At 68.4% G+C, this 12,705-nt stretch carries 12 protein-coding genes; 3 read left to right on the forward strand and 9 right to left on the reverse strand.

Translation table 11 applies throughout. The annotated features are described in order from the left end of the window. Window positions 1-33: 33 nt before the first annotated feature. From OCGS_RS11910 to pyrH, 9 genes are all read right to left on the reverse strand, one after another. On the reverse strand, window positions 34-651 hold the full coding sequence (locus tag OCGS_RS11910; RefSeq protein WP_007427496.1) for an OmpH/Skp family outer membrane protein: 618 nt from the start codon (window positions 649-651) through the stop codon (window positions 34-36). Beyond that, complete coding sequence (bamA, locus tag OCGS_RS11915) at window positions 605-2,992, reverse strand: outer membrane protein assembly factor BamA (RefSeq protein WP_007427497.1); 2,388 nt, start codon at window positions 2,990-2,992, stop codon at window positions 605-607. Before bamA ends, OCGS_RS11910 begins: the two co-directional genes overlap by 47 nt. Before the next feature lie 113 nt (window positions 2,993-3,105). Next, entirely contained in the window at window positions 3,106-3,231 is a 126-nt protein-coding gene (locus OCGS_RS15550) for a hypothetical protein (RefSeq protein ID WP_007427498.1), read from the reverse strand. 63 nt (window positions 3,232-3,294) lie between these two features. Beyond that, window positions 3,295-4,653: an RIP metalloprotease RseP gene (gene rseP / locus OCGS_RS11920; protein ID WP_007427499.1), complete on the reverse strand. Its 1,359-nt coding sequence runs from the start codon at window positions 4,651-4,653 to the stop codon at window positions 3,295-3,297. Window positions 4,654-4,681: 28 nt separating this feature from the next. After that, window positions 4,682-5,854 (reverse strand): 1-deoxy-D-xylulose-5-phosphate reductoisomerase, encoded by a 1,173-nt coding sequence (dxr, locus tag OCGS_RS11925; protein ID WP_007427500.1) that lies wholly within the window; start codon window positions 5,852-5,854, stop codon window positions 4,682-4,684. Beyond that, on the reverse strand, window positions 5,851-6,639 hold the full coding sequence (locus OCGS_RS15495; RefSeq protein WP_007427501.1) for a phosphatidate cytidylyltransferase: 789 nt from the start codon (window positions 6,637-6,639) through the stop codon (window positions 5,851-5,853). The genes dxr and OCGS_RS15495 overlap by 4 nt, the downstream gene beginning before the upstream one ends. Further along, a complete protein-coding gene (uppS, locus tag OCGS_RS11935; protein ID WP_040610974.1) occupies window positions 6,636-7,352 on the reverse strand; it encodes a polyprenyl diphosphate synthase in 717 nt (238 codons plus the stop codon). Before uppS ends, OCGS_RS15495 begins: the two co-directional genes overlap by 4 nt. 50 nt (window positions 7,353-7,402) lie before the next feature. Beyond that, a complete protein-coding gene (frr, locus tag OCGS_RS11940; RefSeq protein ID WP_007427503.1) occupies window positions 7,403-7,966 on the reverse strand; it encodes a ribosome recycling factor in 564 nt (187 codons plus the stop codon). Window positions 7,967-8,041: 75 nt separating this feature from the next. Next, a complete protein-coding gene (gene pyrH, locus OCGS_RS11945) occupies window positions 8,042-8,785 on the reverse strand; it encodes a UMP kinase (RefSeq protein ID WP_007427504.1) in 744 nt (247 codons plus the stop codon). A gap of 70 nt (window positions 8,786-8,855) precedes the next feature. Between pyrH and miaA the strand changes: the two genes are divergently transcribed. The 3 genes from miaA to OCGS_RS11960 all read left to right on the forward strand — a co-directional run bounded on the left by miaA (window position 8,856) and on the right by OCGS_RS11960 (window position 12,699). Beyond that, window positions 8,856-9,749, forward strand: coding sequence for a tRNA (adenosine(37)-N6)-dimethylallyltransferase MiaA (gene miaA / locus OCGS_RS11950; protein ID WP_052026187.1), 894 nt, complete (start codon window positions 8,856-8,858; stop codon window positions 9,747-9,749). A gap of 152 nt (window positions 9,750-9,901) precedes the next feature. After that, window positions 9,902-11,581 carry an ABC transporter substrate-binding protein gene (locus OCGS_RS11955; protein WP_007427506.1) on the forward strand — a complete coding sequence of 560 codons (1,680 nt, stop codon included), beginning with the start codon at window positions 9,902-9,904 and terminating at the stop codon, window positions 11,579-11,581. Window positions 11,582-11,652: 71 nt separating this feature from the next. Next, the gene (locus tag OCGS_RS11960; RefSeq protein ID WP_007427507.1) at window positions 11,653-12,699 is read left to right on the forward strand and encodes an ABC transporter permease; all 1,047 of its coding nucleotides are present in this window, start codon (window positions 11,653-11,655) and stop codon (window positions 12,697-12,699) included. Window positions 12,700-12,705: the final 6 nt, after the last annotated feature.

The raw sequence follows: 12,705 nt of genomic DNA on the forward strand, positions 1-12,705 counted from the left end.
TAGCAAGGCTGGCCGCGCGGGGCAAGCGACGGCTCAGTCGGCGTCCGGTGCGCCGGGGGCGTCGGGTGGCGGTGCGCCCTCCCCCAGAACGCTGTCGATCCGCGCAATGGCGGCATCGGTGATGTCCACATTCTCGACGGCGCGCAGAACCGCACGGCTGTCCATCAGGATCACCGCGCCGCGCTCCAGCACCAGATCGGACAGGATCGGCCCGATCCGCGCCGAAAAATCCTGCCGCGCCGTATCGCGCAGGCGCTGGACATCGCGCACCTTGGCGTCCTGCTCGGCGCGCAGCGCCTGCACCCGGTCGTCGAAATCCTCGGCCAGCGTTCGGAACGCGGCGGCGTCCATCGCCTGCCGCCGTTCGGTCAGTGCCTGTTCCTCGGCGACAAGGTCGGCCTCGATGCGGCGGTTCTCGGCGGCAAGCTCGGTCGCGCGCGCCTCGATCTCGGCCACGGCGCGGCGGCCGAAGGCGCTGTCGGCGAACAGACGGTCCTGATCCACGACCAGAATGGGGGACGGCGCGGCCAGGGGCGCCGCCTGCTGCGCCCCGACAGGCGGCGCGGCCAGCGTCAGGAAGGCCGCCGCGGCCAGCGCCGGCAGATCAGAAAGCGGTCTGAAGCGACAGGTTGAAGACCTGGGTTTCGTCATAGTCTTCCTTGGACAGCGCCTTGGCGAAATTGAACTGCAACGGTCCCAGCGGCGATGTCCAGAACAGCGACACGCCGACCGCCGTGCGCAGGTTGAAGCTGTCATCGACCTCGACGCCGTTCTCGCCCTCCACGTCTTCCAGCGACCAGACCGACCCCGCATCGAAGAACACGCCGCCCCGCAGGCCGTATTCCTCGGGCAGGCCCAGCGGAAACTCGGCCTCCAGCCGCGCCACGGAATACAGGTTGCCGCCCAGCGCATCCTCGTTCGACGCTTCCAGATCGCGGGGCCCGACCCCCAGCGGCGCGAAGCCGCGAAGCTGCGCGGTGGACAGGAAGAAGCGGTCGGTGACGCGGGTGCCCTTGTCGTTCAGCGCGTTGATCGCACCGCCTTCGACCGTGGCGCGCAAGGTGACTTCCTCGTTCCAGACGCGCCGCTGATAGATGCCCTGCGCCGTCGTCTTGACATATTGGCTGTCGCCGCCCAGCCCGGCGAAATCCTGGCCGAACCGGAACAGCACGCCGGCATTGGGGTCGATCCCCGTGCGCCTTGTATCATAGCTGTAGGTATAGCCGACCGCCGATGTCAGCCGGTCCTCTTCCTCGCGCTGAAGGATGGGCGACGATCCGGTGTCGATCCGCTCGCCGGTATCGGGGTCGAGATCCGGCTCGCCGTCGTCCACGTTCTCGATCGTGTCCTCCGACAGTCGATAGCGCAGCGTCAACCGGCCGTTCAGGCTGACGGGGAAGGTCAGCGCGGGGCTGAAACCCACGACCTGCGTGTTGTAATCCGCCTCGTCGAAATCGGACGTCTCGTAGAAGACATCCAGACGCGCCGACAGGTCGCGCCCCAGGAAATACGGCTCGATGAACGAAAACCGCGCCGCCGACGCATCGGTGCCGGTGGTGATGTCGAAGCTCAGCGTCTGGCCGCGCCCCAGGAAATTGCGCTCGGAAAAGCCCAGATTCACCCCGACGCCGCTATTGGTCGAATAGCTGCCGCCAAGGGTCAGCGACCCGGTCGGCTGTTCCTCCACATCCACATCGACGATGACCAGCCCCTCGGCGGTGCCGTCCCGCGCCTCCACATCGGCCTGCGAGAAATAGCCCAGCGCGCGGATCCGCTCGGCGCTGGCGCGGATTTCGCGCGGATTGAAGGGATCGCCCTCCACGATGTCGAACTGCCGCCGGATCACCCGGTCCAGCGTGGTGGCGTTGCCCTCGATGTCGATGCGTTCCACGAAGATGCGCGGGCCGCGTTCCAGGTGGAAATCGACGTTCAGTCGCTGGTTGCGTTCGTCGCGGGTGATGACCGGCACCGCCCGCACGAAACTCAGCCCCTTGCGGATCGCCAGCCGTTCCATCCGCGTCACCGCGATATCCACCGCCTGCGGCGAATAGATATCGCCGCTGTCGATCCGCGCCAGCCGCAGGAATTCGGCGGCATCGACGCCCGGCAGATCGGTCGATGCGGTGATGGCGCCGAACCGGAACTGCTGGCCTTCCTGCACGCTGATCGTCACGAAGAACGCATTGCGTTCGCGCGCGAATTCGCTGTTCACCCCCAGGATGCGGAAATCCACATAGCCGCGCGAATTGTAGAAATCGGTCAGCAGGCGGCGGTCCAGATCCAGCCGTTCCGCAATGAACGTGTCGCGCTGCACGAAGGTGCGCAGCAATCCGGCCTGCTTGGTTTCCAGCACGCGGCGCAGCCGGCGATCGGAAAAGGCGCGGTTGCCCACGAAGCTCAGCCGCTCGACCTCGACGACCTGGCCCTCGACGATCTCGAAGACCAGATCGACGCGGTTGTCCGACCGGCGGATGATGCGCGGCGTCACCGTCGCGGCCAGCCGTCCGCGAACCTCGTAGGCCTCGGCGATGGCGGCGGCGTCCGCCTCGGCCTGCGTCGGGTCATAGACCCGCCGGGGTTGCGAGCCGACCAGCGCCTGCAATTCCTCGTCGTTCAGCTTGTCGTTGCCTTCGATGCTGATGACGTTGACAATGGGCCATTCGCGCACCCGCACGATCAGCGTATTGCCCGACGGCACCAGCTCGACCGTCTCGAACAGGCCCGAATTGACGATGCGCTGATAGGCGGCGTTCAGTTCGCCCCCGGTCAGCGCCTCGCCCCGCCCGATCTGCGCGAAACCCAGGATCGTGCCGGGATCGACGCGCTCGTTGCCCTCGATCCGCACGTCGGTGAAGTTGTAGGATTGGGCGGCGGCCTCGTTCGGGGGGGTCAGCGCCAGTATCGCGGCCAGCGCAAGGCCGAGGCCGAGGCCGATCCGAATCCGCACGATTGCCGACAAACGGCACAGCGGCCGACCCGATACGATGCCCATCCGGCCAATTCCATTTCCCGAACCCCGTTGGCCGTTGCCTAGCGGGATTGCCCCCACTTGTCAAAACGGCCCCGGCGGTTTCGTGGGCATCGTGGCATCGCCGCCCCCATGCGTCAGGGGTGCAGCAGATAGCCCCACAGCGCCAGCGCCGCTGCCAGCCCCCCGACCGACAGCAGCGGATCCACCGCCAGCCTGCACAGCAGCCCGAAACCGCCCCGTCGCGCGCCCAGTCCGATCATCCAATCCTCCTTCCGCCGTTCCCCCGCAACCTGCCTGCGCATCGGGGCCGGAATGTGGCGGCTTCAGGGACAGAAGATGTCGTTGGTCAGCGCAAAAACCATCAGCGTGCCCAGCAGCGCCAGCCCCACCGTCATCAGCACGTTCAACGCGCGGTCGCCGGGCGGGCGACCCGTCACCGCCTCCCAGGCGTGAAAGACCAGATGCCCGCCATCCAGCACCGGAATGGGAAAGAGGTTCAGCAGACCCACGGCGGCGGACAGCACCGCGATGAACCACGCGAAGCTCAGCAATCCCTGGCTGGCGGCGGCGCTGCTGGTCTGGGCAATGCCGATCGGCCCGCTCAGGTTGCAGCTGCTGATCGCGCCTGCCGCCATGTGGTAAAGCCCCGACAGGCTGGATTGAACGATGAACACGGTCTGATCCACGCCGTATCCCAGCGCCTCGACCACGCCCGGCATCTGCGTGCGCGGGGTGAACCACAGCCCGCCGGTAATGCCAATCAGCCACCGCGTCTCGAACCCGCCCTCGGGCAGCGGCAGGTCCATGCGCTTGGGCGTCAGCGTGACGTCGCGCAGGGTGCCGCGTCCTTCGGTGTCGCCCGGCAAAGGACGCCAGACGCCCAGTTCCAGCGGCGCGCCGTCCGACGCGCCGACGATCTCGCGCAGCTCGTCGAAGGCGGCGACGGGGCGGCCGTCGATGCTGACGATCACGTCGCCTTCTCGAAGCCCCGCCGCCATCGCCGCCGATTGCGGACTGACCCCGCCCACCAGCGGCGGATAGGGATAGGGGCCGGTGACGCTGCGTTCGACCCCGTCGCGCAGCACGCGATAGGTCAGTTCCGGCGCCACCGGCAGATCGGCGATGAACCCGTCCATCCGCTCCAGCTCGGGCGTCGGCATCCCCTCGATCGCCAGTATCTCGTCGCCCGGCGCCAGCGTCCCGACGGCCCCCGGCAGCGGGCGCAGCGTATCCACCGTCAGCGGATCGGCGGCGATCCCGCGGATCAGCAGCACCGCGGCGAAGATCAGGATCGACAGCGCGAAGTTGAAGGCCGGGCCGGCGGCGACCGTCAGCGCCCGCGCCCAGACCGGCGCGCCGGCCATCGTCTCGCGCCGTGCGCCCGCATCCAGCCCCGGCGTGTCCGCCGACCGGACCGAGGCCGCGTCGGCATCGCCGCGAAACTTGACATAGCCGCCCAGCGGCAGCGCCGCCACCTGCCACAGCGTGCCGCGCCTGTCGCGGCGCGAGAACAGCACCGGCCCGAACCCGATGGAAAAGACATCCGCGCGGATGCCGGTCCAGCGGCCGACGATATAATGGCCGTATTCGTGGATCGCGACGATCACGCTCAGCGCCACGACAAACGCGGCGACGGTATAAAGAAGACCGCCGAAGGACGGGATCAGCCCGATAATGTCCATCTGTTCCCCAGTCGCGCCAGCCTGCGCCCTAAGCCAGGGCCGCCATGCTGCGTTCGGCGGCCTGTCTTGCCAATTGGTCTGCCCGTCGCACGTTCTCAAGGTCGGGCACGGCGTTGTGCGCCACCGCCGTGCTGCCCGACAGCGCGTCCATCGCCGCCTCGACGACCCGCGCCATGTCGGAAAATCCGATCCGGCGCGCGATGAAGGCGTCCAGCGCCGCTTCCTTCGCCCCGTTGAAGACGGCGCCCGACAGCCCGCCCGCCTGCATGACCTGCCGCGCCAGCCGCAGGGCGGGCCAGCGCCCCTCGTCCGGCGCGCGGAAGGTCAAGGCCCCCAGCCGCGCGAAATCCAGCCGTTCGACCGGCACGTCGCCCCGCGCGGGCCAGTGCAGCGCATAGCCGATGGCGTGGCGCATGTCCGCAGGCCCCAGATGCGCCAGCAGCCCGCCGTCGCGGAACCCGACGATGGCGTGAACGATGGATTCGGGATGGATCACCGCCTCGATCCGGTCGGGCGGGATGCCGAAATATTCATGCGTCTCGATCAGTTCCATCGCCTTGTTGAACAGCGTGGCGCTGTCGATGGTGATGCGCTGGCCCATGTCCCAGTTGGGATGGCGGCCCGCTTCCTCGACCGTGGCATGGGCCAGACGCTCCTGCGGCCAGTCGCGCAGCGCCCCGCCCGACGCGGTGATGACCACCCGCTCGGCCGCGCCGGCATCCTGCCCCGCCAGCGCCTGGAATATCCCCGAATGTTCGCTGTCCACCGGCAGCACGTCGGCCCCGTGCGCGCGCGCCGTCGCCATCAGCAGCGGCCCGGCGCAGACCAGCGATTCCTTGTTGGCCAGCGCCAGCGTTTTGCCTTGGCGCAGCGCCTGCAATCCCGGTGCCAGCCCCGCGATCCCCACGATGGCCGACATCGTCCAGTCGGCGGGCCGGTCGGCCGCCTCGATCAGCGCGGCCTGCCCCGCCGCCGCCTCGATCCCGCTGCCCGACAGCGCCGCGCGCAGGTCGGGCAGGCATTCGTCATGGGCCGTCACCGCGATCTCGGCGCGATGCCGTCGCGCCTGATCGGCCAGCCGCGCGATGTTGCGCCCGCCGGTCAGGGCCACGACGCGGAACGCGCCGGAATCGCGCCCGATCAGATCCAGCGTGCTGCAACCGATGGACCCGGTGGCGCCCAGAACGCTGATCCGCCTCACGGCAATCCGGGCGGAAAGTTGACGATCTGCTGCACCATCAGCAGGAACACCGATGCGCCCAGCATCCCGTCGAACCGGTCGAACAGCCCCCCGTGCCCCGGCAGCAGGCTGGAACTGTCCTTGACGCCCATCCGCCGCTTGACCGCCGATTCCGCGATGTCGCCGAATTGCGACGCCATCGACAGGGCGATGGACACGCCGACAAGCTGGCCGTTGGCGCCGGTGATGCCGATGAAGATGCCGCCCACCACGGCCGCCCCGACCCAGCCCGCGATGGTCCCCGCCCAGGTCTTCTTGGGGCTGACGCGCGGCCAGAATTTCGGCCCGCCGATGAACCGCCCGGCGAAATATCCCGCCACGTCGGTCACGATCACAACCGCCGCCAGCCACAGCATCCATTCGAACCCGAAGCGGTCGCGCAGCGTGAACAGCCCGAACCCCGCCAGCAGGATCGCCGCCGTGAAGATGGCGAAGGTCGCCCGGTGCCGGTTCAGTTGCCCGAACCCCACGAAGGACGGCGCGATCAGCAGCGGCAGCGCATAGCCGGGCGGCAGGATCTCGGCGATGGCCAGCGCTGCCCCGGCCCCGCCGGCCAGCGCGATGGCGGGGGCGGCGCGGTCCAGCATCCGCACCAGTTCCCAGACCATCACCGCGCTGATGGCGACGGTCAGCACGATGAAGACGATGCCGCCCAGCCACACGCCCAGCAGGCCGATCACCGCCACGATGGCGCCGACGCCCATCCGCGGCCCCAGATCGGCCCAGCGTCCGGCGGGCGCGCTCATGCGGCGGGCACGGCGCCGAAGCGCCGCTCGCGCGCGGCGAACCCCCGCAGCACCCGCGCGAAGATGTCCGCCGTGAAATCGGGCCACAGCGTCTCGATGAATTCGTATTCCGCATAGGCCGATTGCCACAGCAGGAAGTTGCTGATCCGCGCCTCGCCGCTGGTGCGGATCACCAGATCGGGGTCGGGCAGCACATGGGTATCGAGGAACCGCGCCAGAACCGTCTCGTCCACGTCGGCGGGGTCGATGCGCCCAGCCGCCACCTCGCGCGCCAGGCGCTGCGTGGCGCGGCCCAGCTCGTCCCGGCCGCCGTAGTTCAGCGCCACCGTCAGATGCACGCGGTCGTTGCCGCTGGTCAGCAGCTCCAGCTCGTCCATCAGCTTGACCAGCTTGGCGTCCAGCCGCACGCGGTCGCCGATGAACCGCACCCGCACGCCCGAGGCCAGCAATTCGCGCGCTTCCGCGTGGATATAGCGGCGGAACAGCTTCATCAGACCCGCCACCTCGGTCTGGGTGCGCTTCCAGTTCTCGGTCGAGAACGCGAAGATCGTCAGATAGCGCACGCCCAGGGCCGGACAGGCCGACACGATTTCCTTGACGCGCCGCGCGCCAGCGTGATGCCCGTAAAGGCGCGGGCGGCCGCGTTTCGCCGCCCAGCGGCCGTTGCCGTCCATGATGCAGGCCACGTGCTGCGGTCCCGTCGTCCCAGTCATCGGGGTCGCCCTCCGTATCCGCGCCCTGTCGGTCGCGCCGTCGCAGCAGGTCAGACCTGCATGATCTCTTCCTGCTTGGTCGCCAGCGCCTCGTCGATGCGCTTGATGGCGGCGTCGGTCATCTCCTGCACCTCGGCGGTCCAGACCTTGTGGTCGTCCTCGGACATGCCGGCGGCCTTTTCCTTCTTCAGCCGGTCCATCCCGTCGCGGCGGATGTTACGGATCGCGACGCGGGCATTCTCGGCATAGGTGCCCGCCACCTTGCTGAGCTGCGCGCGCCGTTCCTCGTTCAGTTCGGGGATCGGCAGGCGGATGGTCATGCCGTCGATCACCGGATTGATGCCGATGCCCGATTCGCGGATGGCGCGTTCGACCTTGCCGATCAGCTGCTTGTCCCAGACCGTCACCGTGACCATGCGCGGTTCGGGCACGTTGACGGTGCCGACCTGGTTGATCGGCGTCTGCTGGCCATAGGCGTCCACCATGATCGGCTCGACGATGCTGCCCGATGCGCGCCCCGTGCGCAAAGACGCGAATTCCTGCCGCAACGCCGCCATCGCGCCGTCCATGCGGCGTTGCAGGTCGTCGGTGTCGATCTGATGGTCGTCCGCCATGCCCGTTCCGTTCCGTTCCGTGTCGTGCCGCGCAGTCTATAGCCCGAGGGTTAAGCGAATGTATAGCCGCGCCGATCATCCATGCACGATGGTGAACGTCCCCTCGCCCGCCAGGATCCCGCGAAAGCCGCCCGGCTCGTCCAGGCTGAAGACGATGATCGGCAGGTCGTTGTCGCGCGCCAGCGCGATGGCGCTGGCATCCATCACCCCCAGATGCCGCTGCAACACCTCGTCATAGGTGATGCGGGCGTAGCGCTGCGCGTCCGGGTTCAGCTTGGGGTCGCTGTCATAGACGCCGTCCACCTTCGTCCCCTTGAAGATCGCCTGGCAATGCATCTCGCTGGCGCGCAGGGTCGCGGCGGTATCGGTGGTGAAATAGGGGTTGCCGGTGCCGGCGGCGAAGATGCAGACGCGCTTCTTTTCAAGGTGCCGCACCGCGCGGCGCCGGATATAGGGCTCGCAGACCTGGTCCATCGGGATGGCGCTGATGACGCGGGTATGGATACCCAGTTCTTCCAGCGCCGATTGCAGCGCCAGCGCGTTCATCACCGTGGCCAGCATTCCCATATAGTCGGCGGTCGTCCGCTCCATCCCCTGCGCGCTGCCCGACAATCCGCGAAAGATGTTGCCGCCGCCGATCACCATGCAGATTTCGACGCCCAGCTCGTGCACCGATTTCACTTCGGCGGCGATGCGCGCGACCGTGGGCGGATGCAGGCCGTATCCCTGCGGACCCATCAGCGCCTCGCCCGAGATCTTCAGCAGAACGCGGTCGTATCTGCGCGCGTCCGCCGCCGCCGCCGTTGCCGTCGCACCCATCGCATCACCCCGCTTTGCCATCGCGCGCTAGATGTCGCAAAAGCCCGCGCAGCACAACAAGCGGGACGCGATGGACAGCCACGCAGCGATCGCCGCCGCGCGCGGAACGGCCCATATCCTCGTCGCCGGCCCCACGGCCAGCGGCAAGTCGGCGCTGGCGCTGGCCATCGCCCGCGCGCATGGCGGCACGATCGTCAATGCCGACGCGCTTCAGGTCTATCGGGGCTGGCCGATCCTGACCGCGCAGCCCAATGCCGCCGACCGGGCCGCCGCGCCGCACGCGCTTTACGGCCACGTCCCCGACGACGCGCCCTATTCCGTCGGCCTCTGGCTGGCCGAGGTGGCGGCCCTGGCCGCGACCGGCGCGCGGCTGATCGTCACCGGCGGCACCGGGCTTTACTTCCGCGCCCTGACCGAAGGGCTGGCCCCCGTCCCGCCCGTTCCGCCCCAGACGCGCGCCGAGGCCGACGCGCACCTGGCGGATGGCGGCATCGGCGCGCTGCTGGCGGATCTCGACCCGGCCACGGCTGCGCGCATCGACACCCGCAACCCCGCCCGCGTCCAGCGCGCCTGGGAAGTGCTGCGCGCCACCGGGCGCGGGCTGGCCGATTGGCAGGACGCCACGCCGCCGCCCCTGATGCCGCTGGATACCGTGCTGCCGCTGCGTCTCGACATGGCGCCCGACCGGCTGAACCCCCGCATCGCGCGGCGCTTCGACGCCATGCTGGCGCAGGGCGCGCTGGACGAGGCGCGCGCCCGCCTGCCCCGCTGGACCCCCCGCGCGCCGTCTTCGCAGGCCATCGGCGCGGCGCAGCTCGTCGCCCATCTGCGCGGCGAGATGTCGCTGGGCGACGCGCGCGACCTGTCGATCGTCGCCACCCGCCAATTCGCCAAGCGCCAGCGCACGTGGTTCCGCGCCCGGATGCGCAACTGGCAGGCGGTCGCGCCCGACATGGCCCGCTGACCGCGCGCAATCGGTCCATTTGCGGACAAACGGGTTGACGCCATCGGCAGGATCGTGCCGAATGGGACCATCCAGAGATGCGAATGACCCGGCGACGGCCCCCAAGGGACCGGCGGCGGCGGCCGTGTCCGAAACAGACCAAGGACGATTCGATGACCGATACCGACCGCACCCGCAAACCGCTGCACCCCGCCGCGCGCATGTATGCCGACGAAGTGCGGCACGGCACGCTCGACCGGCGCGAGTTTCTGACCCGCAGCACCGCGCTCGGCGTCTCGGCGGCGGCGGCCTACGGTCTGATCGGTCTGCCCGCCCCCGCCGCCGCCCAGCCCGCGGTGCAGCAGGGCGGCACGCTGCGCATCCAGCAGCAGGTCCGCGCGCTCAAGGATCCGCGCGTCTGGGACTGGCCGCAGATCGCCAACTTCGCCCGCGGCTGGTTGGAATACCTGGTCGAATACAACCGCGACGGGACGATCCGCGGCATGTTGCTGCAAGACTGGGATGTCAGCGACGACGCCCGGACCTACACGCTGCACGTGCGTCCCGGCGTCACCTGGAACAACGGCGATCCCTTCACCGCGCGGGACGTGGCCCACAACATCACCCGCTGGTGCGACGGCGCGGTCGAGGGCAATTCGCTGGCCAGCCGCATGGGCGACATGGTCGATCCCGAGACGAAGAAAATCCGCGACGGCGTGCTGGAAATCGTCGACGACATGACGATCCGCCTCAACCTGACCTCGGCCAATATCGCGCTTATTCCCGACGTGTCGGACTATCCCGCCGCCATCGTGCATCCCAGCTATCGCGCCGGCGACTTCATGACCGACGACCGCCCCATCGGCACCGGCCCCTATATTCCCGAAATGCTGGAAGTGGGCGTCAAGGGCGTGCTGGTCCGCGCGCCCGACCACGAATGGTGGGGCAAGACCGCCGAAGGCATCGGCGGCGCGACGCTCGACCGGATCGAGTTCATCGACTACGGCACCGATCCCGCCGCCTGGCTCGCCGCGATCGAATCGGACGAGGTCGACATGCTTTACGAAAGCGTCGGCGAATTCATCGAGATCATGGACAGCCTCGATCTGGTCAAGTCCGAGGCCGTCACCGCCAACACCATCACCATCCGCACCAACCAGCAGGCCGAGGTGAACGGCCAAAGGCCCTATGCCGATCCCCGGGTGCGCCGCGCGCTGCAACTGGCCGTCGACAATTCCGTGCTGCTGGAGCTGGGCTATTCCGGCCTCGGCATCGTCGCCGACAACCACCATGTCTGCCCGATCCACCCCGAATATGCCGAAGTCCCGCGCAAGCCCTACGATCCCGACGCCGCCTATGCGCTGATGGAAGAAGCGGGCATGGCCGATTACGAGCACGAGCTGATCTCGATCGACGACGACTGGCGCCGCAACACCACCGATGCCGTGGCCGCCCAGCTTCGCGATGCAGGCTTCACCGTCAATCGCACGATCCTGCCCGGCAACACCTTCTGGAACGACTGGGCCAAGTTCCCCTTCAGCTCGACCAACTGGAGCCAGCGGCCCCTCGGCGTGCAGGTTCTGGCGCTGGCCTACCGCTCGGGCGAGGCGTGGAACGAAACGGGCTATGCCAACCCCGAATTCGACGCCCTGCTGGCCGAGGCGTTGGGCATCGTCGATGCCGACCGCCGCCGCGCGGTGATGGAGAAGATCGAGACGATGCTGCAAGAGGACGGCGTCATCATCCAGCCGTTCTGGATGTCGCTCTTTCGCCACTACCGCGAGAGTGTCACCGGCGCCGAGATGCACCCGACCTACGAACTGCACCTCTACAAGCTGGGTCTGGCCGCCTGATCCGCTATATCGGTGCCGGCGGGATGCGCCCCGGCGCGTCCCGCATTCCCGCCGCCCTCTGAGGAGCAATCATGGCGACATTCATCCTGCGCCGCATCGCCGTGATGGTGCTGACGGCGCTGTGCCTGACCTTCATCGTCTTCACGCTGACCAATCTCGGCCCCAACCTCGAAAAGATCGCCAAGACCCAGGGCAACGCGCGCATGTCGGATGCCGATGTGGCGTCGTGGCTGGCCGGTCACGGCTATATGCGGCCGCTGCCGGTGAAATACGGCGAATGGCTGGGCGTGCTGCCGGGCTATGTGATCGAAACGCCCGCCGGGGTGCGGGGCCGCTGCTTCGGCGACGCGGCCGAGATTCCGCCGGGCGCGCCCCGTTTCTGCGGCGTGTTGCAGGGTGACTGGGGCAATTCCACCGTCTTTCGCGAACCCGTGGCCGACATCGTGGCGACCCGGCTGGGCCTGACCGCCAAGCTGATGTTCTGGGTCATGGTGCTGATGGTGCCCTCGGCGCTGCTGATCGGCGTGCTGGCGGGGATGCGCGAAGGATCGCGCACCGACCGCACGCTTTCCACCGTGTCGATCCTGTCCACCGCGACGCCCGAATACGTGTCCGGCGTCATCCTGATCGCGGTCTTCGCGTCCTCGGCGGTGGGGCTGAAATGGTTCAAGGGCACCGCCACCAGCGCCATGGACCATGCGACGTTCGAGAATTTCTTCCTGCCCGTCCTCACCATCGCGCTTTACGGCATGGGCTATATCGCCCGCATGACCCGTGCCAGCATGGCCGAGGTGATGACCGCGCAATATATCCGCACCGCCCGGCTCAAGGGCGTCAGCTTCCGCAACGTCGTGCTGAAACACGCGCTGCGCAACGCGCTGATCGCGCCCTTCACGGTCATCATGCTGCAATTCCCGTGGCTTCTGAACGGCGTCGTCATCGTCGAGACGCTGTTCAACTACAAGGGCTTCGGCTGGACGCTGGTGCAGGCCGCCGGCAACAACGACGTGGAGCTTCTGCTGGGCGTCTCGGTCGTGTCGGTGATCGTCGTGCTGGTCACGCAGCTTATCTCCGACATCGGCTATGTCTGGCTCAACCCCCGCATCAGCGTCGCGTAAGGAACC

This window comes from Oceaniovalibus guishaninsula JLT2003 (genome assembly GCF_000299575.1).
Classification (GTDB): Bacteria; Pseudomonadota; Alphaproteobacteria; order Rhodobacterales; family Rhodobacteraceae; genus Palleronia; species Palleronia guishaninsula.

Bases quoted from the DNA above. Each gene is read 5' to 3' on its own strand.
- OCGS_RS11910 (WP_007427496.1), bottom strand. From the start codon at position 651: ATGACGAAACCCAGGTCTTCAACCTGTCGCTTCAGACCGCTTTCTGAT.
- bamA (WP_007427497.1), bottom strand. From the start codon at position 2,992: ATGGGCATCGTATCGGGTCGGCCGCTGTGCCGTTTGTCGGCAATCGTG.
- OCGS_RS15550 (WP_007427498.1), bottom strand. From the start codon at position 3,231: ATGATCGGACTGGGCGCGCGACGGGGCGGTTTCGGGCTGCTGTGCAGG.
- rseP (WP_007427499.1), bottom strand. From the start codon at position 4,653: ATGGACATTATCGGGCTGATCCCGTCCTTCGGCGGTCTTCTTTATACC.
- OCGS_RS15495 (WP_007427501.1), bottom strand. From the start codon at position 6,639: ATGAGCGCGCCCGCCGGACGCTGGGCCGATCTGGGGCCGCGGATGGGC.
- uppS (WP_040610974.1), bottom strand. From the start codon at position 7,352: ATGACTGGGACGACGGGACCGCAGCACGTGGCCTGCATCATGGACGGC.
- frr (WP_007427503.1), bottom strand. From the start codon at position 7,966: ATGGCGGACGACCATCAGATCGACACCGACGACCTGCAACGCCGCATG.
- pyrH (WP_007427504.1), bottom strand. From the start codon at position 8,785: ATGGGTGCGACGGCAACGGCGGCGGCGGCGGACGCGCGCAGATACGAC.
- miaA (WP_052026187.1), top strand. From the start codon at position 8,856: ATGGACAGCCACGCAGCGATCGCCGCCGCGCGCGGAACGGCCCATATC.
- OCGS_RS11955 (WP_007427506.1), top strand. From the start codon at position 9,902: ATGACCGATACCGACCGCACCCGCAAACCGCTGCACCCCGCCGCGCGC.
- OCGS_RS11960 (WP_007427507.1), top strand. From the start codon at position 11,653: ATGGCGACATTCATCCTGCGCCGCATCGCCGTGATGGTGCTGACGGCG.